At 71.8% G+C, this 26,893-nt stretch carries 24 protein-coding genes and 1 pseudogene; 10 read left to right on the top strand and 15 right to left on the bottom strand.

Annotated elements, in window-relative coordinates:
* Positions 1 to 43: 43 nt before the first annotated feature.
* Entirely contained in the window at positions 44 to 1,771 is a 1,728-nt protein-coding gene (locus EF387_RS06795; RefSeq protein WP_128375573.1) for an MFS transporter, read from the bottom strand.
* A gap of 763 nt (positions 1,772 to 2,534) precedes the next feature.
* On the opposite strand from EF387_RS06795, the gene EF387_RS06800 reads away from it, so the two are divergent.
* Positions 2,535 to 3,566: a phosphatase PAP2 family protein gene (locus tag EF387_RS06800; protein WP_128375574.1), complete on the top strand. Its 1,032-nt coding sequence runs from the start codon at positions 2,535 to 2,537 to the stop codon at positions 3,564 to 3,566.
* Between the two features lie 124 nt (positions 3,567 to 3,690).
* On the opposite strand, the gene EF387_RS06805 is transcribed toward EF387_RS06800, so the two are convergent.
* A complete protein-coding gene (locus EF387_RS06805; protein WP_128375575.1) occupies positions 3,691 to 3,906 on the bottom strand; it encodes an I78 family peptidase inhibitor in 216 nt (71 codons plus the stop codon).
* Positions 3,907 to 4,327: 421 nt separating this feature from the next.
* On the opposite strand from EF387_RS06805, the pseudogene ctaD reads away from it, so the two are divergent.
* Positions 4,328 to 6,004, top strand: a pseudogene (gene ctaD / locus EF387_RS06810) (aa3-type cytochrome oxidase subunit I); the annotation flags it as partial.
* Here the strand turns inward: ctaD and EF387_RS06815 are convergent.
* From EF387_RS06815 to EF387_RS06835, 5 genes are all read right to left on the bottom strand, one after another.
* The gene (locus EF387_RS06815) at positions 5,901 to 6,977 is read right to left on the bottom strand and encodes a WYL domain-containing protein (protein WP_128375576.1); all 1,077 of its coding nucleotides are present in this window, start codon (positions 6,975 to 6,977) and stop codon (positions 5,901 to 5,903) included. The pseudogene ctaD and the gene EF387_RS06815 sit on opposite strands and share 104 nt — an antisense overlap.
* Positions 6,978 to 7,039: 62 nt before the next feature.
* Positions 7,040 to 7,861, bottom strand: a complete 822-nt coding sequence (locus EF387_RS06820) for a hypothetical protein (protein WP_420802535.1) — start codon at positions 7,859 to 7,861, stop codon at positions 7,040 to 7,042.
* Positions 7,858 to 9,126 carry a glycosyltransferase family 4 protein gene (locus EF387_RS06825; RefSeq protein ID WP_128375577.1) on the bottom strand — a complete coding sequence of 423 codons (1,269 nt, stop codon included), beginning with the start codon at positions 9,124 to 9,126 and terminating at the stop codon, positions 7,858 to 7,860. The genes EF387_RS06820 and EF387_RS06825 overlap by 4 nt, the downstream gene beginning before the upstream one ends.
* Before the next feature lie 157 nt (positions 9,127 to 9,283).
* Positions 9,284 to 10,585, bottom strand: coding sequence for an ABC transporter substrate-binding protein (locus tag EF387_RS06830; protein ID WP_128375578.1), 1,302 nt, complete (start codon positions 10,583 to 10,585; stop codon positions 9,284 to 9,286).
* Positions 10,560 to 11,123: an MTB12 C-terminal domain-containing protein gene (locus tag EF387_RS06835; protein WP_202918161.1), complete on the bottom strand. Its 564-nt coding sequence runs from the start codon at positions 11,121 to 11,123 to the stop codon at positions 10,560 to 10,562. Before EF387_RS06835 ends, EF387_RS06830 begins: the two co-directional genes overlap by 26 nt.
* 153 nt (positions 11,124 to 11,276) lie before the next feature.
* Between EF387_RS06835 and EF387_RS06840 the strand changes: the two genes are divergently transcribed.
* The 3 genes from EF387_RS06840 to EF387_RS06850 are packed head-to-tail and all read left to right on the top strand — an operon-like array spanning position 11,277 to position 15,338.
* Complete coding sequence (locus EF387_RS06840; protein WP_128375579.1) at positions 11,277 to 11,744, top strand: hypothetical protein; 468 nt, start codon at positions 11,277 to 11,279, stop codon at positions 11,742 to 11,744.
* Positions 11,745 to 11,748: 4 nt separating this feature from the next.
* Positions 11,749 to 14,661: an ABC transporter permease subunit gene (locus tag EF387_RS06845; RefSeq protein ID WP_128375580.1), complete on the top strand. Its 2,913-nt coding sequence runs from the start codon at positions 11,749 to 11,751 to the stop codon at positions 14,659 to 14,661.
* Positions 14,658 to 15,338, top strand: a complete 681-nt coding sequence (locus EF387_RS06850) for an ABC transporter ATP-binding protein (protein WP_128375581.1) — start codon at positions 14,658 to 14,660, stop codon at positions 15,336 to 15,338. Before EF387_RS06845 ends, EF387_RS06850 begins: the two co-directional genes overlap by 4 nt.
* A 396-nt stretch (positions 15,339 to 15,734) precedes the next feature.
* On the opposite strand, the gene EF387_RS06855 is transcribed toward EF387_RS06850, so the two are convergent.
* Positions 15,735 to 16,391 carry a LysM peptidoglycan-binding domain-containing protein gene (locus EF387_RS06855; protein ID WP_128375582.1) on the bottom strand — a complete coding sequence of 219 codons (657 nt, stop codon included), beginning with the start codon at positions 16,389 to 16,391 and terminating at the stop codon, positions 15,735 to 15,737.
* A gap of 507 nt (positions 16,392 to 16,898) precedes the next feature.
* Between EF387_RS06855 and EF387_RS06860 the strand changes: the two genes are divergently transcribed.
* Both EF387_RS06860 and EF387_RS06865 read left to right on the top strand, forming a co-directional pair.
* Positions 16,899 to 17,669, top strand: a complete 771-nt coding sequence (locus EF387_RS06860; protein ID WP_128375583.1) for a hypothetical protein — start codon at positions 16,899 to 16,901, stop codon at positions 17,667 to 17,669.
* 251 nt (positions 17,670 to 17,920) lie between these two features.
* The gene (locus EF387_RS06865) at positions 17,921 to 18,220 is read left to right on the top strand and encodes a hypothetical protein (RefSeq protein WP_338058090.1); all 300 of its coding nucleotides are present in this window, start codon (positions 17,921 to 17,923) and stop codon (positions 18,218 to 18,220) included.
* 76 nt (positions 18,221 to 18,296) lie between these two features.
* On the opposite strand, the gene der is transcribed toward EF387_RS06865, so the two are convergent.
* The 5 genes from der to aroH all read right to left on the bottom strand — a co-directional run bounded on the left by der (position 18,297) and on the right by aroH (position 22,812).
* Positions 18,297 to 19,781, bottom strand: a complete 1,485-nt coding sequence (gene der / locus EF387_RS06870; RefSeq protein WP_128375585.1) for a ribosome biogenesis GTPase Der — start codon at positions 19,779 to 19,781, stop codon at positions 18,297 to 18,299.
* Positions 19,782 to 19,857: 76 nt separating this feature from the next.
* Positions 19,858 to 20,445, bottom strand: a complete 588-nt coding sequence (locus EF387_RS06875) for a lysophospholipid acyltransferase family protein (protein WP_128375627.1) — start codon at positions 20,443 to 20,445, stop codon at positions 19,858 to 19,860.
* 131 nt (positions 20,446 to 20,576) lie between these two features.
* Positions 20,577 to 21,257: a (d)CMP kinase gene (gene cmk / locus EF387_RS06880; protein WP_128375586.1), complete on the bottom strand. Its 681-nt coding sequence runs from the start codon at positions 21,255 to 21,257 to the stop codon at positions 20,577 to 20,579.
* Positions 21,258 to 21,367: 110 nt separating this feature from the next.
* Positions 21,368 to 22,453, bottom strand: coding sequence for a prephenate dehydrogenase (locus EF387_RS06885; protein ID WP_128375587.1), 1,086 nt, complete (start codon positions 22,451 to 22,453; stop codon positions 21,368 to 21,370).
* Positions 22,450 to 22,812 (bottom strand): chorismate mutase, encoded by a 363-nt coding sequence (gene aroH, locus EF387_RS06890; RefSeq protein ID WP_128375588.1) that lies wholly within the window; start codon positions 22,810 to 22,812, stop codon positions 22,450 to 22,452. Before aroH ends, EF387_RS06885 begins: the two co-directional genes overlap by 4 nt.
* Before the next feature lie 235 nt (positions 22,813 to 23,047).
* On the opposite strand from aroH, the gene EF387_RS06895 reads away from it, so the two are divergent.
* The 3 genes from EF387_RS06895 (at position 23,048) to EF387_RS06905 (ending at position 24,795) form a co-directional block, all read left to right on the top strand.
* A complete protein-coding gene (locus EF387_RS06895) occupies positions 23,048 to 23,722 on the top strand; it encodes a hypothetical protein (RefSeq protein WP_128375589.1) in 675 nt (224 codons plus the stop codon).
* Between the two features lie 66 nt (positions 23,723 to 23,788).
* Entirely contained in the window at positions 23,789 to 24,373 is a 585-nt protein-coding gene (locus EF387_RS06900; protein WP_128375590.1) for a DUF6529 family protein, read from the top strand.
* Positions 24,370 to 24,795, top strand: a complete 426-nt coding sequence (locus EF387_RS06905) for a Rieske (2Fe-2S) protein (RefSeq protein ID WP_128375591.1) — start codon at positions 24,370 to 24,372, stop codon at positions 24,793 to 24,795. Before EF387_RS06900 ends, EF387_RS06905 begins: the two co-directional genes overlap by 4 nt.
* Positions 24,796 to 24,910: 115 nt before the next feature.
* Here EF387_RS06905 and EF387_RS06910 read toward each other — a convergent pair whose 3' ends face one another.
* Complete coding sequence (locus EF387_RS06910; RefSeq protein ID WP_128375592.1) at positions 24,911 to 25,933, bottom strand: ADP-ribosylglycohydrolase family protein; 1,023 nt, start codon at positions 25,931 to 25,933, stop codon at positions 24,911 to 24,913.
* Positions 25,930 to 26,700, bottom strand: a complete 771-nt coding sequence (locus tag EF387_RS06915; RefSeq protein WP_128375593.1) for an NUDIX hydrolase — start codon at positions 26,698 to 26,700, stop codon at positions 25,930 to 25,932. The genes EF387_RS06910 and EF387_RS06915 overlap by 4 nt, the downstream gene beginning before the upstream one ends.
* Between the last annotated feature and the right edge of the window lie 193 nt (positions 26,701 to 26,893).

The following is a 26,893-nucleotide window of genomic DNA, read 5'->3' on the forward strand; positions in this document are numbered from 1 at the left end:
AGCGCCGCCCTCGCACCCCGCGGAACCGCGGACCGCGAGCCCCTCAGGTGACCGACTCGGCGGAAACCCGCTCCCCGGCCTCCCGCGAAGCGGACTGCTTCCGCGACGCCGCGCCCTTGCGTGCAGCGGCGCCATCCTGCGACGCGGCGCCCTTCCCTCCAACGGCGCCCTTCCGCGGACCGGGCACCTCCGCCGCCTCCGCGGCGGTCCCCCGGGCCTCGGGCACCTCCGCCGCGCACTCCATCACCCGGGGCAGCCGCAGCGCGATGAGTGCCCCCAGCACCAGCAGCCCGGCGCTCACCAGCAAGGTCACATGCAGTCCGTGCACGAAGGAGTTCCGCGCGGCGTGCCGCAGAGCGAGCCCGGGCGCCCCGCCCAGCCGTTCCGACACCTCGTACGCCTCCCCGAGCGACCGTCCGGCGGAGGCCGAGGCGGCGGCCGGCACCCCGGGCACGGAGGACAGTCCGGGCGCGTACGCCGCGTTCATCACGCTGCCGAGCAACGCGATCCCGATGCCGGCCCCGAGCTGGTACGAGGTCTCCCCGATGGCGGCGGCCCCGCCTGCCTGCTCCGGCGGCGCCTCGCTGAGCATCGACTCGTACGCACCGAACAACGTCGTCTCGAGCCCGAACCCGAGCAGCACGAAGCCGAGGAGCAGCAGTCCGGTGTTGTCGTCGCGGCCCATTGGCGTCAGCATGATCACCGCCGCCGCGGTGAGGAGGAACCCGGAGCTCACCATCGCGCGTGGCCCGAACCGCCGCAGCATGCGCGCCCCGGCGAGCCCGGCCCCCATCGCCGCCACGGTCAGCGGCAGCAGCCGCAGCCCGGTCTCCAGCGGCGAGAGCTCCAGCACCAGCTGGAGGTACTGCGCGGCGATCAGTTCCAGCCCCACCAGCGCGAGCATGGCCAGCACGATGCACGCGACGGACGTGCTGAACGCGGGCCGGGTGAACATCCGCAGGTCCACCAGCGGATGCGTACGCCGCCGCTGCCGTCGTACGAAGGCGGCGAGCAGCCCGCCACCGAGGAGCAGCGGCACGAACGTGTAAGGGTCGAGCGGCGGTTCCCCACCGCCGAGCCGCTTCACCCCGAGCACCACCCCGAACAGTCCGGCGGCGGCCATCAGCGCCCCGACCACGTCCCAGGGGCCATTCCGGTCACCGGTGGACTCGGGCAGCAGCATCCGCCCTATGGGCAGGCTGATGAGCATCAGCGGGATGTTGACCAGGAAGACCGAGCCCCACCAGAAGTGCTCCAGCAGGAAGCCGCCCAGCAGGGGGCCGACGGCCGCGCCCACCGCGGCCACGGCGCTCCAGATCCCTATCGCCAGCGCCCGCTCGCGCCGGTCGGGAAACACCTGCCGCAGGATCGACAGTGTCGCGGGCATGATCATCGCCCCGCCGACGCCCAGCAGCGCCCGCGCGGCGATGAGGATCTCCGGATCCTGGGCGAGGGCCGCGAGCCCGGAGGCCACGCCGAAGAGGGCGTACCCGAGGAGGAGGACGCGTCTGCGCCCGACCCGGTCGCCCAGCGTGCCGAAGAGGATCAGCAGTGAGGCGCAGACGAGCGGGTAGATGTCGACGATCCAGAGCAGCTCTATCGCACTGGGCTTCAGGTCCTCGGTGACGGCCGGCACCGCGACGTGCAGCACCGTGGCGTCGAGGGCGACCAGCAGCAGGCTGGCGCAGAGGACGACGAGGACGACCCAGCGGTTGGCACCGGCCCCGGCCGCCCCACGGCACCGCGCAGCGGCCGCAGTCGTCCCGGACATGTACGTACCTCCCAGATGTTCCCTCGCGTTCGGCGGATCCGCGGGGCGGGGACGGCCCCGGGGCTGCGGCCGGTTCTGAGCGGCTCCCGGTCGCGCACGCAACGAAAGGCGAGTGAGCGGCCAGCGTACGCGAGTTTCCGCCGGTGGCACGTGGCCCACCTCTCACGTTCACAACTCACCGGGTGTGGCGTACACCACTTCCGCACCGTCCCGCCCCCGTCGCGCCCCCTGCTGCACCACGCCCTGAAGGGGCGGCCGGTTCCCGGACGTGGCGGCCGTGCGGCCGTTCGGGTGATGGCCGTTGCCCCATTCGTACGCCCCCGGAGCACGGCCCACCGGGCGCAGCGCGCCACCGTGGCGACGCGCCCCCGGGACACTCCTGGCGCCGCCCGCGCCGCCGGTTACCTCCCGCCGGCGATCCGGCCGGCCGTCGACGCCCTTCCGCCGGCCGTCACACGGGAACCGGCCCGGCCCCGCCTCGCGCCGGGGCCCTCCCCCGCCCCCGGCCGGCCGTCACCCGTGATCGGCCTCCCGCCGACCGGGTGATCGGCGGGGTAATTCCGCCCCATCATCGGGTTAACGATTTTATAAGCGACACAAAACCGTCGCCGGGACAGATCAAAGAAATTGCGCACACCGCCTGCGAACCATTGCCTAATCCTGCTGAATAAACCTCCTTCTGAGATCCATCCCACATCACATCGTCATCACAAAGCCGCTGGTGCGACCTGGCTGAGAGCTCACTCCCTGTAACGTCGATTGAGTGCGTACCGAACGAAACCTGACCCGGCGGCTTGACCGGGTCTTCGCGCGACTGGACCGAGAGCCGGAACGACCGGCTCTCATGCACGTGCCACACATGAGCCGGCACCGGATCGTGCTCTTCTCGGCGACCCTCGCCTTCTACGCGGCGATCATCTGGGCCGTGCTCATCACCTCGTGGCTGGTTCGGCTCGACTGGCAGGTCATGTTTTTCCGGCCGTACCAGCAATGGCCCGGTATCCACGCCTTCCTCGACTACTACGTGGTGCTGGGCCAGCGCGGCCCCACCGCCGTGATGGTCACGGCCTGGCTGGGCTGGCGCTCCTGGCGCCAGCACACGCTGCGCCCGCTGCTCACCCTCGCCGCCGCACTGCTGCTGCTGAACATCACGGTCGGCGCGGCCAAGCTGGGCATGGGCCGGCTGGGCCCGCACTACGCGACCACGATCGGCTCGAACGAGATGTGGCAGGGCGGCGATATATTTCCCTCCGGCCACACCGCCAACGCCGTCGTGACCTGGGGAATCCTGGCCTATCTGGCCTCCACTCCGCGGGCCAGACGCTGGCTGTCCGCACTGTCCGCCGTGATCTCGCTCGGCGTCGGCCTGACCACCGTCTACCTCGGTACGCACTGGCTGAGCGACGTGCTGCTGGGCTGGGCCGCCGGTCTGCTGATCCTGCTGGCGCTGCCGTGGTTCGAGCCGCTCATCGCGCGCGCGGAGGCATGGATCTTCACGGTGCGCGACACCTGGCGCAGCCGCCGCGCCGGCACCGCCCCCGCACCGGCCGCGCCGGTCGTCGGCACCCCGGTGGCGCTCACCCGGCACCAGACGGCCGAGGAGGCGCGGGAGCCGCTCACCGAGCCGCTCACCACGGCTCGGCCTGCCAGGACGCCGGCCTATCATCTGGCGCCCGGTCCCCACACCACCCGTGGGGAGCGCACACCGGTCACTCCCGTGGGCAGCCGGCGGCCCCCGCACTCGGACCGCATAGCTCGCGGTACGACCTCGGCCCGCCCGGTCGCCGGAGGCTGACACCCCGGTCGCGGGACACCGGTACGCACACCCCGTCCCGCACGAGGAAGGCCCCCGGCTCCGGGTCAGGAGCCGGGGGCCTTCCCGGTTGGGTTCGTCCTACAGGGGGCGGAGGACCCGAAGGTCACCCCTTCCAGGCCCGTTTCACCGTCCCGCCGGCGACCTCGAAGTTCAGCCGCCCCACGAGGTACTCCATGGTGATGATCGCCCCCGGTGGCAGCGACCGCACCGTGGTCCAGCCGCGCTCTCGGGCGAGACGCTCGGCCTCGGTCGCGTCCAGGCCGACATAGGCGTCCGGACTGTCCTGGGGCTCCGCGGACGGAGCGGGTATGGGTGCCATGCCCGCCACGTTAGGCCGCGTACCCCGGCCAAGGAAGCCGAACGGGTCATCACGGGCCATCACAAGCCCCCTGTCCCTCTGCGGTCACGCTTCTGTCACAGGACCAAGACACGAGTTTCCGCCGAACTCAGTCACACGGACGGACGCATCCATAGGCGTTTCACACACAGCCGGTCGTAATTCGGGACTAACTTGACGTCGGCTCGAATAGTCGGCGGAAAGCAGACGAGTACCGAGTGGTAACTCCTTTCCTTTTCCTCCGGCCCGGCGTGTTCCCGAAGCAGACACGCCACAGGAAATGCACGGATCCAACACAGAACCCGCGCACACACCCTGCCCGAGCGGCGGCGAAGCGGGCATCAGCGTGACATCCGGGCGTGAGCGTCAGGCGGGCCGGAACGCTGCGAGCGAGAGGGCACCGATGGGGACGGAGACGGCGCGGGCCGCGGTGCGGACCGCCCCGCAGCGGCGGCCGGGAAGGCTGGTCATCGACTGGCTGACCACCACCGACCACAAGAAGATCGGCCACCTCTACCTGATCACCTCGTTCGTCTTCTTCCTGGTCGGCGGGGTGATGGCGCTGATGATGCGCGCCGAGCTGGGCCGGCCGGGGCTGCAGATCATGTCGGCCGAGCAGTACAACCAGCTGTTCACGTTGCACGGCACGATCATGCTGCTGCTCTTCGCGACCCCCACTTTCGCGGGCTTCGCCAACGAGATCATGCCGTTGCAGATCGGCTCGCCCGATGTGGCGTTCCCACGGCTGAACATGCTCTCGTACTGGCTGTTCCTGTTCGGCGGGCTGATCGTGCTGGGGTCGGTCGTGGTGCCCGACGGCGCGGCCGACTTCGGCTGGTTCGCCTACGCCCCGCTGAACAGCGAGGAGCGCTCCCCGGGCATCGGACCGGATATGTGGATCATGGGGCTGGCACTGGCCGGCTTCGGGACGATCCTGGGCGCGGTCAACTTCATCACCACGATCGTCGGGATGCGCGCGCCCGGCATGACCATGTTCCGGATGCCGATCTTCACCTGGAACGTCCTGTTCACCTCGATCCTGGTGCTGATGGCGTTCCCGGTGCTCGCGGCGGCACTGCTGGCGCTGGAGTCGGACCGGCAGTTCGGCTCGCACGTGTTCGACGCGACGAACGGCGGCGCACTGCTGTGGCAGCACCTGTTCTGGTTCTTCGGCCATCCCGAGGTGTACATCATCGCCCTGCCGTTCTTCGGGATCATCACGGAGATCATCCCGGTCTTCAGCCGGAAGCCGATCTTCGGTTATCTGACGCTGATCGGGGCGACGATGGCGATCACGGGATTGTCGGTGGTCGTCTGGGCGCACCACATGTTCGCGACCGGCTCGGTGCTGCTGCCGTTCTTCTCCCTGCTGAGCTTTCTGATCGCCGTACCTACCGGGGTGAAGTTCTTCAACTGGTCGGGGACGATGCTGAGGGGCTCCCTCTCCTTCGAGACGCCCATGCTGTGGGCCACCGGTTTTCTGGTGACATTCCTGTTCGGCGGTCTGACGGGGGTGATCCTGGCCTCGCCGCCGTTGGACTTCCACGTCACCGACTCGTACTTCGTGGTGGGGCACTTCCACTACGTCGTCTTCGGCACCGTCGTCTTCGCGACCTTCGCCGGGTTCTTCTTCTGGTGGCCGAAGCTCACCGGGAAGATGCTCGACGAACGGCTCGGCAAGATCCAGTTCTGGACGCTGTTCGTCGGTTTCCAGACCACGTTCCTGGTGCAGCACTGGCTGGGCGCGGAGGGCATGCCGCGCCGGTACGCGGACTATCTCGCGGTCGACGGGTTCACCGCGCTGAACACCCTCTCCACGATCGGCTCGTTCCTGCTGGGCCTGTCCACGCTGCCGTTCGTCTACAACGTCTGGAAGACCTCCAGGTACGGCAAGAAGGTCGAGGTCGACGACCCGTGGGGGTACGGCCGGTCGCTGGAGTGGGCGACCTCGTGTCCGCCGCCGCGGCACAACTTCGTCACTCTGCCCCGGGTCCGCTCCGAGTCCCCGGCGTTCGATCTGAACCATCCGGCCCAGGCGGCGCTGACGCCGCCGCAGACCCGTTCCGGGCAGGAGAAGGGCCCGCAGTTCCGGTTCGGTCAAGAGCGGCCGTCAGACGGTCCCGAGCGGCCCTGATCGCCTCGGTGAGCTCGGCGGGCTCGAGCACCTCGAAGTCGAAGCCCATCAGCATGACGTGTATGACCATGACGTCGAGGCCGGCGGCTCCGGTGCGCAGCACACAGCTCCCGGGCCCCTCCTCCTGAAGCGTCCCCGCCGAGGGCGAGATCCGCTCGGCCGCCTCCTCGAAGGGGACGAGGAGCCGGATGACGGCGTGCGAGGCGTACGCGCGCGTGGAGACCCCCTGGGAGACGTAGGCGGCGAGGTCGTCGGCCGGTGGGGTACGGGGCGTGAAGCGGGGGCCGTGCGGCGGCCTGGGCTCGATGCGGTCGACCCGGAAGGTGCGCCAGTCGCCCCGGTCGGTGTCCCAGGCGACCAGGTACCAGCGGTGTTCGGTGCACACCAGGCGGTGCGGTTCGACGGTCCGCCGGCTGGTGGTCCCGTCGTGCCCCCGGTATTCGAAGCGCAGCCGCTCCGCGTCCCGGCAGACGGCCGCGAGTTCGGTGAGGACGGCGGGGTCGACAGCGGAGGGCCGGGTTCCGCGCAGCATCGGCACGGTGAAGGCGTTGAGGGCGCCGACGCGGCGGCGCAGCCGGCTGGGCAGCACCTGTTCCAGCTTGGTGAGGGCGCGCACGGAGCTTTCGCCGATGCCCTCGATGCCCTGCCCGGCGGCCGTGCGCAGTCCGACCGCCACGGCGACGGCCTCGTCGTCGTCCAGCAGCAGCGGCGGCAGTTGCGCGCCCGCGCCCAGCTGGTAGCCGCCGCCGGTGCCGGGGCTGGCGTTGACGGGGTAGCCGAGTTCGCGCAGCCGGTCCACGTCGCGGCGGACCGTGCGCGGGGTGACGCCGAGCCGGTCCGCCAGCTCGGCTCCGGACCAGTCGCGGTGGGCCTGCAGGAGGGAGAGCAGGCGCAGCAGGCGTGCGGAGGTTTCCAGCATGCCGTCGAGTGTGTCAGCCCTTGCGGACAGTTCCCGTCCGCAAGGGCTCGCGACCGTGGCGACTACGCGGCGGTGACCGTCACCGACAGGTCGTTGTCGGCCGTGTAGGACGCCTGGACCGCCATCGCGCCCCTCGGGGTCTCCGCACTGACCTGCGGATATGTGAAGATCGGTTTCTTGTCGACGATGTCGTCCAGCAGCCGGGCCACCCGCACCGCGGGACCGCTCCCACCCGTGGGGCAGAGCCACAGGTCCCAGACGTCCGGGGTCAGCGTGCCGTAGGGGACCGTGACGGCGAACTCCGTGTCCCGCCCCGAGACCTCCGCCCGCATCACCGGTGCGGACTCGCTCCGCCCGCGCAGTTCGGCGTGGGCCTGCTCGGTGAGCGTGGTGCCGTGGACCCGGCCGCGGACGACCAGCTCGCGTTCGCCGACGCGCAGTTCGCCGGCCTCGGCGTGCGGGGCGCGCAGCCAGCTGCGGAGCGAGAGGTTGCCGTGTTTGGTGACGTAGGGGATGCGCACGGCGGTCCGCTCGCCGTCGGCGCTGCGGTCGACCAGGGCGCGCAGGTCGTTGAGGCCGGGCACCAGACGTCGTGGCTCACCGTCGGCGACCTGGGCGTAGACGTCCCAGCGGCCTTCGGGCAGGTGGACACCGTTCGGCAGGGCCGCCCGCAGCCGCCCGCCGTCGACGGGGGTCAGCGGCAGGCGCACCTCGGTCTCCTCGTCGCGGGCCCGCAGCACCAGGTGGGCCTCGTCGGTTTCGGTGATCCCGGTGACGTCGAAGGTGAGACCGCCCGCGGATTCGGCGACGCAGTCGGCGCGCGGCGGTACGGGGTCCTTTCCGGAGTGCTGGTCCTCGGCGGACGGCGTGGCCAGCGACATCATGCGATGTGTCCCTTTCTGAGAACGGAGAGTCCGGCATCCCGAACGGCGTACGCGCCACCGAGCAGGGCGCCACGGGTACGGTGCAGCGTGCCGCGCATCCGGCCGGCCGCCGTGCTGCCGCCGCGGGCGGTCAGCGTGGCGAACATGGACTCGTAGCGTTCGGCGATCCGGGTCGGGTCGAAGCGCTCGGCGTCGCGCAGCGCGGCGTCGGCCATCCGCAGGCGCAGTTCGTCGTCGTTGATGAGTTCGAGGAGGCCGTTCGCGATGGCCGGGACGCTGCCGACCTTGACCAGTCGGCCGTCCACTCCGTCGTCGATGATCTCGCCGGGGCCGTGCGGGCAGTCGGTGGAGACCACGGGCAGTCCGCAGCGCATGGCCTCGACGATCGTCATGCCGAACGACTCCAGGCTGGAGGTGACCGCGCCGATGGAGCCCTTGGCCCACTCCGGTTCGATGGGACTGGCGGGGCCCATCAGGAAGACGTGGTTGTAGAGGCCGAGTTTGTCGATGAGGGTGCGCAGTTTGTCCTTCTGTTTGCCGCCGCCGTAGATCCTCAGCCGCCAGTCGGGCCGCTCGGCGCGCACCTTGTCGAAGGCCTTGATGAGCAGGTCGTACCGCTTGACGGGGGCGAGCCGCCCGGCCGCGACCACCCATTTGGCGGTTCCGTCGGCGGGCGAGAGGGCGGGTGCGGGCACCGGGTTGGGCACGGCCTCGACGTGGACACCGGGCAGCCGCATCTTGGTGTGGTAGGCGCGGGCGTCCGCCTCGGTGGTCGTGGTGAGGGCGTCGAGCCGCGGGTAGGCGCCGCGCAGCTCGTGGCGCAGCTGCGGTGAGTGACTGTCCAGCGTGAGGTGTTCCTGGCCGACGCGGAGCGGGCCGCGGCGGGTCTGCCGGGCCAGATGGACGTTCAGGCCGGGCCTGGTGCCGACCACCACGTCGGCCTCGACGGAGGCGAGGTGCTCGGCGATGCGGCGGTCGGTGAGGGCGCTGTACTGCTGGTAGCGGCCTTCCGACGCGGGGAAGAACTTCGCCGGACGCCGGTAGTCCGGGTGGTCGCCCTCGTAGCCGGGGGTGCCCTGCCGGATGTCGACGAGATGGCGCAGCCGGACCTTGGGGCTCGGTGCGAAAACCGGCTCCTCGCGGTGCCGGAAGACCGAGACGACCTCCACGTCGTGGTGTTCCGCGAGGGTGCTCGCCAGGTTGTAGGTCGTCCTGATCGTCCCCCCGATCCCATACCCGTTGTGTATCAGGAAAGAGATGTGCATGCGTCCCCGTATCTCCGTCTCAACCGTCTGGCGCTCAACCGCCTGACATGGGTTAGACCGGGGAGTTCGGACGTTGGTTGGCCGCCATCATCATCTTGTTTCCCAAGAGTTGCGTCATCGGTAAGCAACGGAAGGAACCCTTCCGCATCCGCGCGGATCAAGGCTTATAAGCCAGTTGTGGAACATCGAAGCAATTCCGGTTCATATCCCCCTGAGTGATCCACCCTTGGGTGTCCTCCCAACGCGCGACCGAAACGCATGTTCTGCGACTTTTCGGCGGCTCGGCCAGTCGTTCGTATGTGACGGGCAGCAGCAGCCCCCGGGCCGTGTAGGGCCCCGGACGGTTCATGAAGCGGTCGACGCACGCGCGCGTGACGCCCGTTTCCGCTTCCGCGCAGGACCGGGCGGCGTCAGAGAACCACATGGCGGCCGCCCAGCCCTCCAGCTGCCACTGGGAGTGCGTCTCGAGGTCTGCGGTCGCGTCGCGGAACTCGCGGACGGCCGGGTGGCCGGTGTCCTCGTAACTGCGGCTGGAACCGGTCGCCCACAGGGCGTTGCGGCAGCGCGGCGCGTCCTTGTAGTCCTCACGGACGGTGGAAGCCCAGTTCTGCACGTTGGTGACCTTCGCGATGACATCGGCGCCGACGTCGTCCATGGCCTCGCACAGCTGGGCGTTTCCGTGACTGTCGATGGCGTCGAAGACGAGATCGGCACCCTGCTCCTTCAGGTCGGCCGCCGCCGCGCGGAAGTTGGGCAGCGCGAAGTCGACCTGTTCGGTGACGACCTTGTAGCCCTCCGCCTTCAGACCGCGGGCGACCAGGTCCGCGTACGCGGCGGAGGCGGACTGGTTGTAGGAGACGACGGCCGCCGTGCGGGCGCCCTGCTCCCGCTTGAAGTAGCGGTAGACCTCGGTGCCGCCGTAGAGCTCGCCGTCCCACCCGGGGGTGCCGTCGCGGGGCGCGAGGCTGCCGTAGATCCCGTACAGGTGCGGATAGGTGTCGTACGCCGGCCCGATCGGCTGGCCGCCGATGTCGGGCACGCCCGTTCGGGAGACCCGGGAGGCCCCCGCGTAGTCGAGCGCGGTGGTGGCGACGAGTGCGACGACCTTCTTCTCGTCGAGGAGTTCGTGCACGCACTCGTTGTTGCCGACGCCGCTGCCGCCGTCGTCGCAGGTGTGCACCTCGACCCTGCGGCCGCCGATGCCGCCTTCGGCGTTCAGACGCCCGAAGTAGGCCTGGGCGCCGTCGCGCGGGCCGGTGAAGGCGGCGGAGCCGACCGGGCTGGTGGCGCTGGTGATGATGCCGACGGGGATCGGCGCGCCGGCGGTGGTCCCGGTGGTCCGCCCGGGCTCCGGGGTGGTGCCGAAGTCGCTCTCGGGGAGCCGGCTGCCGCAGGCACTGGCCAGCAGGAGAAGCAGCGCCGCGGCGATGGTCTCAGCAGCCCGGCGCGGGCGTGCCATTGCCGCTCATCCCGACCAGCCCGCAGAGCGTCTTGACGGAGACCTTCCAGGTGTCGTCCTGCAGGACGGCCGTTCCGGTGGCACCGGGCAGGACCGTCGCACCCTTCAGGGTGAGCGCGTACGTCACGTTCGCCTCGGTCGGCGAGGTGAACTCGACCCGGTCGACGACGGCCTCCACCTGTCCGCCGCGCGGATCGTCACTGAAGCTCTCCAGGAGCGGCCCCAGTTTGTCACCGTTCTCCAGCAGTGCCGCCTTGTCCTTCAGCGGGACGTCGGGGTCGAAGAACTTCTGCCAGTTCGTCCTGATCTGTTTCTCGGCCGCCGCGGTGTCCTGGGGTGTCGTCGGACTCGGCTGCGTGGTGGGCGTGGGCGTCTCCACCGTGGGGGTCGGCGGGGTCGTGTTGTCGCCTCCGCCGCTGTCGTCCCCGCATCCCGCCAGGCCGCCGCCCAGAACGAGCACCGCGGCCGCAAGCAGCCCCGCCACCCTCCTGCGGTTGCCTCGCCTGCCGTTGCGCCTGAGGTCGCTCCCGAGAACCATCTGGCTCACCACCGGGTGTCGGCCGGGCCATCTGCGCCCGGTGCTTTCAGGGTCAGCTTCCAGAGGGCATAGTGCAAGCCATCGGCTGACATGGACAGACACGCGACCGGACAGGACTCGACACGACCGGACAGACGACGGTGGGAGCCGCGTATGCGGACTGCTCGACTGCGGACCGTGCACCCCGTGCTGTGGGCGGGCTGGGCAGCGCTGGCCGCCGGGGCGGTGTTGTGCGTCATCGGCTGGTACGGGATCTCCGGTGAGCGCTTCGCGGAGCGCCAGCTGCCGTACCTCGCCTCCTGCACGATCCCCGGTGCCGCGCTGATCGTCGCGGGGGCGGTTCTCCTCGCCCACGGCAGGAACGCGCTGGCGGCGGCACGGATCGAGGAGCTGTACGGGCTGCTCGTGGCGGTGGCCGAGGAGCCGGAGGAATCGCCGGTGGCCGTGGCGGCGGTCAGCGGCGAGCTGCTGATGGTGCCGGGCGGCACGCTGTGGCACCGTGCGGACTGTCCACTGGTCGCCGGGAAACCGGAGGCCGTGCCGGTGGACTCGCACGTCCTGGCCTCCGGCGAACTGGGCCCGTGCCCGATCTGCGAACCACCCGCCGCGGGGACCCGATGATCCGATGTCCTCCCTCACTTACGACCTCACGCTCGCCGGCTTGTCGGTCGGCAGTGCCGCCGCGCTCACCGGGATCGGGCTGATCGTCACCTACCGGGCGACCGGCGTGCTGAACTTCGCGCACGGCGCGATCGCCATGGTGTGCGCGTATCTGCTGCGGCAGCTGACCGTCGAGTGGGACTGGCCGCTCACTCTCGCCGCGGCCGTGACCCTCCTGGTGGTGGCGCCGGGCATCGGGGTGGTCCTGGAGCGGTTCGTGTTCCGGCCGCTCGCCGTGCTCGGCGCGGATCCGGCGCGGACGCTGGTGGCGTCCATCGGGGTGTTCGTGCTGCTGGTCGGCGGGGCGGCGCTGCTGTGGGGGCCGGGGGCGCGGGCCGACGCGCCGACCCTCGTTCCCGCCGAGCCCTGGGGGCAGCTCGTGGTGGTCGTGGCGCTGGCCGCGGGCGTCGTCGTGGTGGTCCGCGGGACCCGCTTCGGGCGGGAGCTGCGGGCCGTGGTCGACGACCGGCGGCTCGCCGTGCTCGGCGGCATCGACGCGGACCGGGTGGCGGCGGCGGGCTGGGCGTTCGGCGCGTTCACGGCCGGGCTCACCGGGGTGCTGCTGGCGCCGTACGTCCGTCTCGACCCGTACGGTATGCCGCTGCTGGTCATGGAGGTGGTGGCGGTCGCCGTGGCGGCGCGGATGCGGAGTCCGGGGGGCGCGGTGGTGGTGGCGCTCGGCATCGGTGTGGCGCAGAGCCAGCTCACCCGGCTGCATCCCGGGGGCCGGGCGGAGCCGCTGCTGCAGGCCGTGGGCTCGAACCTGTTCGTGGTGGCGCTGCTGGTGGCCGCGCTGGTGCTGCCCGGTGTCGGCGCCCGCGACGCGCTGCCGCGCACGAGCACCGCACGGGTTCTCCCCGCGCCCCCCGGGGCCTGGATCGTGGCCGCGGTCCTCTTCCTCCTGCCGCTCGGTTTCGCGGGCTCCGACCTGCACACGTCGGTGCAGGTCCCCGCACTCGGCGTCGTCCTGCTCTCCCTCGTCGTGGTCACCGGGCGCGGCGGCCAGATCTCCCTCGGCCAGGCGGCGTACGCGGGTCTGGGTGCCCTGTTCACGGCGCTGCTGGCGGCCGGACGCTTCCCGGGGCTGCCGCGGCTGCCCGAACTCGCGGCACTCGCGGTCGCCGTGGTGCTGGTCGCTCCCCTCGGGCTGCTGACCGGCTGGCCCGCGATCAGCCGGCACGGTCTGGCCCTGGCGCTGGCGACGTTCGCGGTCGGCGTCGCGGTGAGCCGTTTCGTCTTCGCGCAGCCGTACGCCACGGCGGGGCTGTCGCTGGGCCGCCCGGCGGGCTTCGACGGGGACCGGGCGTACTACGCCCTCGAGCTGTTCCTGCTGGCGGGGGCGCTGCTCGCCGTGCACGCGCTGCGCCGGGGCCGCACGGGCCGGGCGCTGGCCGCCATGCGGGACCACGAGCCGGGCGCGTCGGCGGCGGGCGTCCGGGTCCCGGCGCTGAAGCTGACGGCGTTCGTGGCGGGTGCGGCGCTGGCCGCGCTGGGCGGCGGCATGCTCGGCATGGGCCTGCGCGCGTTCGACGCGAGCGCGTACGACCCGGTGCGCGGTCTGCTGTGGTTCGCGGCGGTGGTCGTCCTCGGCGCGGACAGCGCCCTCGGCGCACTGACGGCGGCGGCCCTCCTGGTGGGCCTGGACGCGGGGACGCGCGGCGGAGTGGCGGCGGCCCTGATCGGCTTGCTGGCGGTGCTCGTGGGCCGCTTTCCCGGGGGCCCGTACGAGGCGCTGCGGGCGGCGGCCGACCGACTGCGCCTACGGCGGCGCGGGCAGACGGAACTGACACCGCTGGGCAGGGCGGCACGACGGCGGCTGCGCCCGGTTCCGACGACGGGGACGGGTCCGGCCCTCGCCGGGGCGACGGCGGCAGGATCCGCCCTTCGGACGCCGGACGGCCCCCCGGCACCCGAGCGCCGGGGCGGCACACCGGCGTCCCGTCCACGTCGGCCGGGGCGTGGCGGTACACAGCCCGGGTGGGCGCCCGATTCCGGCGGACCGGCGCCGGACACACGCGGACCGACAGCAGACTCCCCCGGCCCGGCACCGGAAGCCCCCGGCCCGGCACCCGACGGGGCCGAGAAGCCGAACGGTCGCCAGGCCGGGGCCGACGTGCCGCCGGGCGGTCGCCCGGCCGGGGCCGACGTGCCGCCGGGCAGGGCGCGCGGGGCGCCCCACCCGGCGCCCCCGGTGGTCGCACCCCCCGCCCTGCGCGCCCACGGCCTGCACGTCGTCTACAACGGCTACACCGCCCTGTGCGACGTCACGGTGGAGGTCCCGCCCGGGCGCGTCACCGCCGTCGTGGGCCCCAACGGGGCCGGGAAGAGCACCCTGTTCCACTGTCTGGCCGGAACCGTGCGCCCCGTGCGGGGGCGGGTGCTGCTCGGGAACCGGGAGATCTCCCGGCTCCCCGCGCACACCCGCACCCGGCTCGGGATCGCGCACACCTTCCAGCAACTGGCCGTGTTCCCCTCGTTGACCGTGGCCGAGAACGTCCGGATCGGCGCCGAGCAGGGGCGGGTCACCGATCCGGCGGCCGGCGAGCGCGCCCTGCGGCTGCTGGGCCTCGACGGCCCGGTACGGGCGCTGCCCGCGGCCGGGCTGCCGACCGGGACGCTGCGCCGGGTGGAGCTGGGCCGCGCCCTCGCGGGCGGCCCGCGCGTGCTGCTCCTCGACGAGCCCGCGGCGGGGCTCGACACGGCCGAGGTCGTCGCGCTGGCCCGGGTACTGCGAGCGCTGGCCGCGGATGGCACGGCCGTGCTGGTCGTCGAGCACGACCTCGATCTCGTCGCCCACCTCGCCGACACCGTGCACGTGATGACCGCTGGCCGGATCGTGGCGTCCGGCCCCCCGGACCGCGTCCTGGAGTCGGCATGACCACACACATCGCCCTGCACCACGCGCGCGTGCGCTACGGCCCCCTGGAGGCCCTGCACGGCGTGTCGCTCACCGCGCCCGGCCCCGGCGTCACCGTGCTGCTCGGCCGCAACGGGGCCGGCCGGACGACCGCGCTGCGCGCCCTGGCCGGAACCGTGCCCCTCTCCGGCGGCCATGTGCTCTGGGACGGCACCGACGTGACACGGCTCCCCGCGTACGAGCGCGCCCGCCGGGGCCTGTGTCTGATCCCGGACCGCCGGGCGGTTTTCGGCTCGCTGACGGTCCGCGAGAACCTGGAGCTGACGGCGGCGGACCTCGGCACGACGCTGGACGCCTACCCCCAGCTGTCCCCGCTCCTCGGCCGCCGGGCGGGCACCCTCTCCGGAGGGGAGCAGCGCATGCTCGCCCTGTCCCGTGCGCTGTCGGCACGCGCGCGCGTGGTGCTCGTCGACGAACCGGCACAGGGCATGTCACCGGCGGTCGCGGACCGCACCTACGAACTGCTCAGCGCCCTGGACACCTGCGTGGTCGTGGCCGAACAGCGTCTGCCTCCCGCCCTGCGCGCGATCCGCAGGACGACGCTGGTGTACGAACTGCGCCGCGGGGAGGTCGTGTTCGGCGGGGAGGCAAGGGAACGGGCCCGGTCACATCGACCGGGCCCGAGGGAGGTCCCGTAAGGGGTCCTTGCACTATGCCCGCCCGGGTCGCGTGGTCTGGCACCGCTCCCCCAAGCTCTCGGCTGCGCTCGAGCAGGGGGCACCCCCATCCAGGGCTCTCCGGCGCCTTGCGATGCACGGCACCAGACCACGCGACCTCATCGGACGCTCATAGTGCAAGGACCCCTAGGGGGCGGAGCCTGTCACATCATGCGGCCTCGCCGCGTGGGCGGGATCGACCGGGAACCGCCCGCGGTCGATCGACCAGGAACGGTCCGCGGTCGATCGACCGAGACTGCCCGCGGTCAATCGACCGGGAACTGCCTGCGGTAGATCGACCGAGACTGTCCGCGGTCGAAGGCCGATGCGCGGCCCGGCCCGGCCCGGACGTCCCAGTCCCGAGCTCCTCGTGAGCGCTCAGATCTCCAGACGCTGCCCCGGAATGATCAGGTCCGGGTCAGCGCCGATGACGGCCTTGTTGGCGGCGTACACCTTCTGCCAGGTCATCCCGTGCTTCGAGGCGATCGTGCCCAGCGTGTCGCCGCGGCGGACCGTGTAGTCACCGCCGCGCGAAGACCCGCGGTTGACGTGGCTCGACTCGCGCGCGGGAGCCTTGGCGGCCTTCTTGGCCGGGCTCTTCTTCGGGGTGGTGCTCTTGGTGCCCGCGCCGGACGCGGAACCCGAGACCGCCGGCGCACTGCCGGAGGCCCCCGCACGCGCCGAGCAGACCGGCCAGGCGCCCCAGCCCTGGGAGCGCTGGACCTTGGTGGCGACGGCTATCTGCTGCTGCTTGGAGGCCTGGTCGGCCCGGGCCGCGTAGGCCCCGCCGCCGAAAGCGCGCCAGGTACTCGCGGAGAACTGCAGTCCTCCGTAGTAGCCGTTGCCGGTGTTGATGTGCCAGTTGCCGCCGCTCTCGCACTTGGCGATGCGGTCCCACACCCCGCCGTCCGCCGCCGCGGCGTTGCCGGTCGCGGCGAGCACTCCGAGCGGAGCGAGCAGAACCGCGCCGGCGAGAGCCGCCGTAGTCGCGTTCTTCGTACGAGTCTTGCGGGTGTTATCGGCACATTCGGACATGTAGATCCCTCTCCAAGGACCCGGGGCTCCCCCAAAGACGGGGCCCGGCTCCCCGCGTGTACGACGCGGGATGCCGTGCTCCGCCCCGTCCACCGGAAGTCGTGCTCGTTGCTGGTTGCGCGATCGGCGGACGTACCCGAGCGGTGCTCGCTGCACACGGCGGAGGAATCTAGGCAGGCCGCCCGCCCTCCATCAACCGACTCCCCGTCGACGCAGGCCACTTGGCTGTTACCCGAGGTATCGACGATTTCCGGCCACCCATTTCATTCGCTGATTTCGGGATTTTTCAACCACACCGTCTGACGATCTGTGAGGCACTTCACCGACTCAACTTCCTTGACAACCTCGCAAGTTGACGTGGAGTGAGGAATTCCGTGCAGTGGGTGACCGTCCGCGTCGGATGGTTCGATTCCGTTCACTGTCGAGCGTGACTCCGGCCACAGATCGCCGTTGAGCTACTCATGAGCCGGGAACCACCCGGCCGCGCCACATCCCGAGGAGCCACCCGTGCCGCGCTTGCTCGACGTCAGCGACGACGTACGCGCCGAGATCGGCGACGAAGAAGCCGACCGGCTGCTCGCCGGAGAGAACGCCCCGGGCAGCTACGACTGCACGTCATGCCGCACCCCGGGCGACTCGGAACAGGAGCGGACCAGCACGGTCCTGTTCATCGGCGACGAAACCGCCGTGCTCGCCTTCGCCCACGCCACCTGCCTCCCCTCCCAGGTCGTCCAGGTCACCGAGGAACAACTCCAGGGCGCCGTCCGCTCGATCACCGGCGACGACGGACAGAACCACGCCCCCGAACAGGCCGTACTCGGGGTGACGAGCGGACTCGTGATGCTGAACGGCGAGTTGCACCCGGCGCTGGTGGTGGAGCCGACGGGACCGATCGCCCGTCCCGGCGCCGCCGGCGGCGGGGACGACTTCCTGCCGCTGCTGATCGAGCAGGGCTTCATGCCGGTCACCCAGCTGAACTCCGTGCCCTCGGTGCTGCCCGGCTGGTCCGTGCTGCTCGCCATGGGCCAGCTGCACGCCGTGCTGCAGCCGGGCACGGGCGGCGGCCAGCCGGTTGCCTGGTGGCAGGCCCACCAGCCGCTGCAGGTCACCGAGAGCTGGCGGATGGCGGCGAACAAGCTGCGGCAGGTACTGGTCTTCGCGGCCCCGGCCGGCTCGATCGGCCGCCAGCCCCGCGAGGACCTGCTGCGCGACGCACTCGACAAGGCCGCCGTCAACGGTCAACTGGTGGCCTGCGCGATGCCGCTGGCGGGCACCTGAGTCCACCACGCGATCGCTGAAGCGCGCCTGGACGAAAGGCCCGCAACGGAGTTCGCCGGAGAAGGAACAGAAAGACGCAGGCTGGGGGCCGGTTACCGCGCCCCCGGCCGCACCTTGCGCCGGTCCGCGCTCCCGTGCCACCGGCGAAACGCAGCCGGGAGCCGCATCCGTGCGGCTCCGCGGTCGTTTGGACGTACGTGCACGTATACGACGCCCCTCGCCGCCAGCCGTACCCGACTACTGTCCCGGCCATGAGGTCGGCGCAGGACCTCGGGAGCAGCCACTCGGCCACACCGATCTACGACGCGCTGTATGCGGAGTACCAGCGGTCGTTCCGGGCTCTGCCGGGCGACCGCACGGGCGAGGAGGAGCTGGGCTTCACGGCGTTCGGCCCGGCCGGCCCAGGCTATTCGGCGGGCTCGTACGGCACACGCCAGAACCAGCAGGGCACCGCTAGCGGCGGCTCCACCAGCGTCTGGCAGCGACAGGACATCTCGAGCCTGCGTCAACTCCCCGCCGCGCTGCCTCCCGCGCCACGCCGCGGAACATGAGACCGCCGTCGGCGGGCACCCGGTGCAGAACCGTAACGGCACCCGCCGAGTCCCCAGGAGCCCCGGGGGGCGGCGGCTACTTCTTCTTGCCGCGCTTCTCGCGCACCCGCACCGAGATATGGATCGGCGTCCCCTCGAAGCCGAACTCCTCGCGCAGTCGGCGCTCGATGAAACGCCGGTAGCCCGCCTCGATGAAGCCGGAGGCGAAGAGCACGAACCGCGGGGGCTTGGTGCCCGCCTGGGTGCCGAAGAGGATGCGCGGCTGTTTGCCGCCGCGGATCGGATGCGGATGGGCGGCGACCAACTCACCGAGAAAGGCGTTCAGTCGGCCCGTCGGAACACGGGTCTCCCAGCCCGCGAGCGCCGTCTCGATCGCCGGAACCAGCTTTTCCATGTGCCGCCCGGTGCGCGCCGAGACGTTCACCCGCGGCGCCCAGGCCACCTGGCCCAGCTCCGTCTCGATCTCCCGCTCCAGGTAGTAGCGGCGCTCCTCGTCGAGGGTGTCCCACTTGTTGTACGCGATCACGAGCGCGCGTCCGGCCTCGACGGCCATGGTGACGATGCGCTGGTCCTGCACGGAGATGGACTCGGCCGCGTCGATCAGCACCACCGCGACCTCGGCCTTCTCCACGGCGGCGGCCGTGCGCAGCGAGGCGTAGTAGTCGGCGCCCTGCTGCAGGTGGACCCGCTTGCGGATGCCCGCCGTGTCGACGAACTTCCAGGTGGTTCCGCCGAGTTCGATCAGTTCGTCGACGGGATCACGGGTGGTGCCCGCCAGTTCGTTGACGACGACCCGCTCCTCCCCCGCGACCTTGTTCAGCAGCGAGGACTTGCCGACGTTCGGGCGGCCGATGAGCGCGATCCGGCGCGGGCCGCCGACCGCGGTGCCGAAGCTCTGCGCCGGGGCCTCGGGCAGCGCCTCCAGGACGGCGTCCAGCATGTCGCCGGTGCCGCGCCCGTGCAGTGCCGAGACCGGGTGCGGCTCGCCCAGGCCGAGGGACCACAGCATCGCCGCGTCCGCCTCTCCGCTGGGGCCGTCGACCTTGTTGGCCGCCAGCACGACCGGCTTGCCGGCCTTGCGCAGCAGCCGCACCACGGCTTCATCGGTGTCGGTCGCGCCGACCGTCGCGTCGACGACGAAGACGACCGCGTCGGCCGCCTCGATCGCGTACTCGGCCTGCGCGGCCACGGAGGCGTCGATCCCGAGGACGTCCTGCTCCCAGCCGCCGGTGTCGACGACCTTGAAGCGGCGGCCGGCCCACTCGGCCTCGTAGGTGACGCGGTCGCGGGTGACCCCGGGCTTGTCCTCGACGACGGCCTCGCGACGGCCGATGACGCGGTTCACCAGCGTCGACTTGCCGACATTGGGGCGGCCGACGACGGCGAGCACCGGAAGCGGTCCGTGCCCGGCCTCCTCGATCGCGCCCTCGACGTCTTCGAGGTCGAAGCCCTCTTCCGCGGCGAGCTCCATGAACTCCGCGTACTCGGCGTCGCCCAGCGCTCCGTGGTCCGCGTGCCCGTGCTCCTCGCCCGAACCGCCGGAGGGGATCTGGTCGTTCATGAAGTCCGTACCTCGTTCATCGTGGTGATCGGTGGAGCACCCCGGAAGGCCGGGGGTCCACTACTGAAAGTGTTCCTCAGCGCCCCGTCAGGCGCCTGGCGTTTTCCAGGTGTCCGGTCAGCCGGTCCTGGATGCGCAGGGTCGCCTCGTCGAGCGCCTTGCGGGTGCGCCGTCCGCTGCCGTCACCCGCCTCGAACGGATCGCCGAAGACCACGTCGACCCGGCTGCGCAGCGGCGGCAGCGCCTTTATCAACCGGCCTGGCCGCTCGGAACTTCCCAGCACCGCGACCGGGACGATCGGGGCGCCGCTGCGTACGGCGAAGTAGGCGAGCCCGGAGCGCAGCGAGGCGAAGTCGCCGTCGCCGCGGGTGCCCTCGGGGAAGATACCGAGGACCCCACCGCGTTCGAGGACGCCGAGTGCCTGGGTGATCGCCGTGCGGTCGGCGATCGAGCGGTCCACCGCCAGCTGGCCCGTGGCCACCATGAAGGAGCCGACCGGACCGACGAACGCCTCCTTCTTGACGAGGAAGTGCGACGCGCGGGGTGCGACACCGATGACCATCGGGCCGTCGATGCCGTGGCTGTGGTTGACGGCCAGGATCACCGGGCCGGTCGCGGGGACCCGCCAGGCGCCGAGCACCCGCGGCTTCCACAGCCCGTACATCAGGCCGACACCGATGCGGCGGCCGACCTCGGCGCCGCGCGCCGACGGGAGCCGGACGTCGCCCGTCTTCGGTGCGGCGGGCTTGGGGGACGGGTCCTTGGCAGAGGGTTCCTTGGCGGAGGGTGGCGCGCTCACTTCCCGGCCCGCTTCTCCTCGACAAGGGTGACCACGCACTCGATGACCTGCTGCAGCGTGAGTTCGGTGGTGTCCACCTCGACCGCGTCGTCCGCCTTCGCGAGCGGCGAGGTCTTCCGGCTGGAGTCGGCCGCGTCCCGCTTGATCAGTGCCTCACGGGTGGCGTGCACGTCGGAGCCCTTCAGCTCGCCGCTGCGACGGGCCGCCCGCGCCTCCGGGGACGCGGTGAGGAAGACCTTCAGGTCGGCGTCCGGCAGCACGGTGGTGCCGATGTCCCGGCCCTCGACCACGATGCCCTTCTCCGCCGAGGCGGCGTAGGACCGCTGCAGCTCGGTGATCCGGGCGCGCACCTCGGGCACCGCGCTGACCGCGCTGACCTTGGAGGTGACCTCCTGGGTGCGGATCGGGACCGCGACGTCGGTGCCGTCGACGGAGATGGTCGGAGCGTTCGGGTCGGTACCGGAGATGATCTCCGGCTTCCCGGCGGCGGCCGCGATCGCCGAGGGGTCGGCGATGTCGATGCCGTTGGTCACCATCCACCAGGTGATCGCCCGGTACTGGGCGCCGGTGTCCAGATAGCTCAGACCGAGCTGCGCGGCGACGGCCTTCGACGTGCTCGACTTGCCCGTGCCGGAGGGGCCGTCGATGGCGACAATCACTGCCGGGGCGCTTTCCACGGTTGCGGACACCTTCCTGGTGCGGGGTGTGGGTGAGCGGGGCCGCCGATTGTGCCCTGCACAAGGTTACTGGGTGCGTGTCCCCCGGACGGCCGCGCCCCGTTCGGGGCCTACTGCCGCAACGCCCAGCCCCGCTCCCGCAACGCCACGGTCAGGACCGGGGCCGCCTTGGGTTCCACCATCAGCTGCACCAGACCGGCCTGCTGCCCGGTCGCGTGCTCGATGCGGACGTCCTCGATGTTGACCCCGGCCATCCCCGCGTCCGCGAAGATGCGGGCCAGCTGGCCGGGCTGGTCGTCGATGAGGACGGCCACGACCTCGTACGCGCGCGGGGCGCTGCCGTGCTTGCCCGGGACCCGTACCTGGCCCGCGTTCCCCCGGCGCAGCACGTCCTCGATGCCCGAGGCCCCCTCGCGGCGTTTGACCTCGTCGGAGGACTGCAGGGCGCGCAGGGCCCGGACGGTCTCGTCGAGGTCGGCGGCGACGTCGGAGAGCAGGTCGGCGACCGGGCCGGGGTTGGCGGAGAGGATGTCGATCCACATCCGGGGGTCGGAGGCGGCGATCCGTGTGACGTCGCGGATGCCCTGACCGGAGAGGCGCACCGCGGACTCCTCGGCGTGCTGGAGCCGCGCGGCGACCATGCTGGAGACCAGATGCGGCATGTGCGAGACGAGGGCGACCGCGTGGTCGTGGGCGTCGGCGTCCATGACGACCGGCACGGCCCGGCAGTGCGAGACCAGTTCCAGCGCGAGGTTGAGGACCTCGGTGTCGGTGTCGCGGGTGGGCGTCAGCACCCAGGGGCGGCCCTCGAAGAGGTCGCCGGTGGCCGCCAGCGGGCCGGACTTCTCGCGGCCCGACATGGGGTGGCTGCCGATGTACGCGGACAGGTCGAGCCCGAGCGCCTCCAGCTCGCGGCGCGGTCCGCCCTTGACGCTGGCGACGTCGAGGTAGCCGCGGGCCAGACCGCGGCGCATGGCGTCGGCGAGGGTGGCGGCGACGTGCGCGGGCGGTGCGGCCACGATCGCGAGGTCGACCGGTGCGGTGGGCGGCTCGTCCGTGCCGGCGCCGAGCGCGGCGGCGGTACGGGCCTGCTCCGGGTCGCGGTCGGTGAGGTGCACCTCGACGCCGCGGCGGGTGAGGGCGAGCGCGGCCGAAGTGCCGATCAGGCCGGTGCCGATGACGAGTGCGGTTCTCACTGGGCGATGTCCTTGCGCAGGGCCGCCGCGGCGCCCAGGTAGACATGGGCGATCTCGGTGCGCGGCAGTCCGGACTCGACGTGGGCGAGGACCCGGACCACCCGGGGCATGGCGCCGGCGACGTCCAGTTCCTGCGCGCAGATCAGCGGTACGTCGACGATGCCCAGCTTGCGCGCCGCGGCGGCCGGGAAGTCGCTGTGCAGATCGGGTGTCGCGGTGAACCAGATGCTGATCAGGTCGTCCGTGGTGAGGGCGTTCCGTTTCAGGATGGCGGTGAGCAGTTCGCTGACCTGCTCGTCCATGTGCCCGGCCTCGTCCCGTTCGAGTTGAACGGCGCCCCGGACCGCTCGTACCGCCACGGCTGTGCTCCTCGCTGTGTTACGTGCGTGTCTCGTCGTACCAGCGTAGTCAGCCACGGACACCGGGGTTTCCACCGCCCGCCCACCGAGACGGCCTCCACTGTCACCGGAGTCCCCGTGTTCCGTCCCCGTTCCGTCACGGCCGGGGCGAACGCCCCGGTGCGCCTCTGGACGGCGGGGCGAGGTTCCGCTCTCATGGCAGGAGTGCCCGCGTCACGCCTCGGGGGAGGCACGTATGAAGCGCATCGGACCACTGCTCACGCTTCTCGGCGGGCTGCTGCTCGCCCTGTTCATGCTGACGCTGAACGCGACGACGGGTTCGGCCTCGAAGGCCACGTCGGCCGGTGACACGGTGTCGGCGAGCCCGACCGCGACGCGGCCGCCCACCACCTCCGCACCGCCGTCACCGTCGGCGAGCCCGACCCCGGCCCCGTCCCGGAGCGCCCCGGCCAACGCCGACTACGCGGGCCGTACCGACGACGACTCCTCCGCGGTCGCCGTCTCGCTGCGGGACGGCCGGGCGATCGCGTACTTCTGCGACGGCCGGGACCAGGAGTCCTGGCTCAGGGGAGACGTCGCGGAGGACGGCAGCATGCGGCTGACCGGCAAGACAGGCGGGGTGCTGGCCGGAAAACTGGCCGACGGGCGGATCCGGGGCACGGTCGATCTGGGCGGGCAGCGCCACACATTCACCGCCGAGAAGGCGGTCAAGCCGTCCGGGCTGTACCGGGCGACGGCGACCGTGCGCGGCGCCGAGATCGACGGCGGCTGGATCGTGCTGCCGGGCGGCCGCCAGGTGGGCATCCTCAACCGCGACGGCGCACCGGGCGCCGCGCCGGAGATCGACCCCGAGACGGGGGCCGTGACCGTCGACGGGCAGGAACTCACCGCCCGCCCCGTCACCCCCTGACCCACGGTCCCGCTGCCACCGGGCCCGCACTTTCCGTGACGCTCGTCCCGACCCAGGGAGCCGACCATGACCGTCGACCCGAACGCCGCCACCCAGGGTTTCGCGTCACCACAGCCCGTTCCGCGGCGGCCGGGTGCCGCGCGCTTCCTCATGCCGGCCCTGGTTGCGGCGGCGGTCGCGGTCGCGCTCGGCGCGTACGGCAGGGTGCACGACCCTGCGGGCACCGCCTTCAACCTCGCCGGGTTCAGCAGCACCAGCGCGGTGAAGTCCTGGCTGGCGACGGCGTCGTTCGGTTTCGCGCTGGTGCAGATCGTCTCCGCGCTGATGATCTACGGGCGGCTGCCGGGGCCGGGCTGGGCGGCTGCCCTGCACCGCTGGTCCGGCCGGGTCGCGTTCCTGGTGGCGGTGCCGGTCGCCGTGCACTGTCTCTACGCGCTCGGATATCAGACGTACACACCACGCGTTATGTGGCACTCTGCCCTGGGTTGCTTCTTTTTCGGAATATTCAGTGCGAAAATGCTCCTTCTTCGCTCGGAGCGTCTGCCCGGCTGGTTGCTGCCGGTCGTCGGCGGACTGGTGTTCGCCGCTCTCACGGTGGTCTGGCTGACGTCGGCGCTCTGGTTCTTCCGCACCTTCGGAGTGACGACATGACGATCGGCCCGACGCGGCGCACGGTTCTGGTCACGGGCTCGGCCGTGCTGATCGCGAGCTGCAGCGAGTACGGCGACGAGAAGGACAGCGGCAGCGACTCGGTGACCCCGGAGAAAACCTCCCGGGCTCCCGGGGGCGAGGCGCTGACCACGACGGCCGAGATCCCGGAGGGCGGCGGCAAGATCTTCAAGGATCGGAAGGTCGTCGTCACCCAGCCGGAGAAGGGCGAGTTCAAGGCCTTCTCGGCGGTCTGCACCCACCAGGGCTGCATCGTCAGCTCGGTGGCGGAGGGCACCATCGACTGCGCCTGCCACAACAGCAAGTTCCGTATCGAGGACGGCTCGGTGGCCAAGGGCCCGGCGACCCGTCCGCTGCCCGAGGAGCAGATCACGGTGGCGGGGGGCTCGATCCGCCTGACCTGAGCCTCGTGCGTCCCCGGCCTCAGGAGTCGTCGGCCTCAGGCGCCCCCGGCCTCAGGCGCCCCCGGCCTCAGGAGTCGTCGACCTCAGGAGTCGTCGACCTCAGGAGTCGTCGACCTCAGGAGTCCCAGAGAGCCCCCAGCGCCACCAGTTCCCCGTGGTACTCGATGCGGTCCGCCCACTGCGCTGGCCAGGCGTCGGCTCCGAGGTGGGCCCCAGCGAAGGCTCCCGTGAGCGCGGCGATCGAGTCCGAGTCGCCCGAGGTGCAGGCGGCCCGGCGCAGGGCCGTGACGGGTTCGTCGAGGAAGAGCAGGAAGCACAACAGGCCGGTGGCGAGCGCCTCTTCGGCGACCCAGCCCTCCCCCGTGGCCAGACAGGGGTCCGTCTCCGGGGAGGGTGCGCGCAGCGCCTCCCGGAGCCGGTCCAGCACCGCCAGGCAGTCGTCCCAGCCGCGGGCCATGAAGTGCTCCGGACTGGGGTCCTGGCTGCGAGTCCAGAGGTCGCCGAGCCAGCGCTCGTGGTAGTGGGTCCGGTTCTCGTACGCGTACGACCGGAGCAGCCCGACCAGCCCGGTCGGTTCGGTGCCCTGGGCGAGCAGCCGTACCGCGTGCGCGGTGAGGTCGGAGGCGGCGAGCGCCGTGGGGTGGCCGTGGGTGAGCGCGGCCTGCAACTGGGCGGCGCCCGCGCGCTGTTCGTCGCTCAGCCCCGGGATGATCCCGAGCGGGGCGACCCGCATGTTGGCCCCGCAACCCTTTGAGTCGATCTGGCTGGCTTCCTGCCAGGGACGGCCCTCGGTCTTCAGCAGATAGCAGGCGGCCATGCAGGTGTTGCCGGGTGCCCGGTTGTTCTCCGGCGACTGGTACCAGTCCACGAACTCCTCGCGCACCGGCCGCTCCATCCGCTTCGGCCCGAGCAGTCCCCGGTCCATGGCGGTCCTGAGGCCCCGCCCCAGCGCCAGCGTCATCTGGGTGTCGTCGGTGACGATGGCCGGCGTGGGCAGCGGCATTCTCCGCCACGGGCCGAACGCCGCGAGGATCGACGGCACGTCCTTGAACTCGGTCGGGAAGCCCAGCGCGTCGCCGAGCGCGAGCCCGGTCAGGGTTCCGGTGGCGGCACGTTTGGCGACGGTCGTGGTGGTCATGGGTTCTGTCCTTCCTGGGACTGTGAGGGCAGGGCGGGACGCAGCAGCGGCGGGTGCAGGGCGGTGGCACCGCCCGCGCGGTAGAGCGCGGCGGGCTTGCCGCGCCCGCCGGTCAGGCGCGCGGCGCCGGGGACCGGTTCGACGAATCCGGGGGTGGCGAGCACCTTGCGCCGGAAGTTGGGCCGGTCGAGCTCGGTGCCCCAGACGGTTTCGTAGACCTGTTGCAGTTCCCCGAGGGTGAACTCGGGCGAGCAGAATGACGTGGCGAGACAGGTGTACTCGAGCTTGGCGCCGACGCGTTCGCGGGCGTCGGCGAGGATCCGGTCGTGGTCGAATGCGAGCGGTCCGTGCCCTGCGAGCGGTCCGTGCCCTGCGAGCGCCTCGCGTCCGCCGTACGGGAGCCAGCGGGCCTGGGCCGCGTCCCCGCCGCCACGGGGTTCGGGAGGGTCGGGCAGCAGCGCGGTGAAGGCGACGGACACGACCCGCATTCTGGGGTCACGGTCGGGTTCGCTGTAGGTCCTCAGCTGTTCCAGGTGGAGTCCGGAGACGTCCGCCAGCCCGGTCTCCTCGGCGAGTTCGCGCCGGGCCGCCGTCTCCGCGGACTCGGCGGGCCGGACGAAGCCGCCGGGCAGTGCCCACCGTCCGGCGTACGGCTCCTGCCCCCGCTCGACGAGCAGCACCCGCAGACCGCCCCGCTGGACCGTGAAGACGGCGAGATCGACGGTGACGGCGAAGGGTTCGAAGGCGTACTTGTCGTAGCCGTCCACGGCGCTTCCCCTTCCAGAAGGGGCCCGGACTCCAGAAGGGGCCCGGACCACCCCCGTGAGCCCGGGCCCCTTAATGGTCAGTCAGACTATAAAGATGGTTCAGCCGTCCCCACAACCCCCTCGCGGAAACGCCGTCGGGCGGGCCCGGGGGGTCCGGGTCCGGCCGGCGGCGGGCGCAGCGGGCCGGCTATAC

This window comes from Streptomyces cavernae (assembly GCF_004023625.1).
GTDB classification, from domain to species: domain Bacteria; phylum Actinomycetota; class Actinomycetes; order Streptomycetales; family Streptomycetaceae; genus Streptomyces; species Streptomyces cavernae.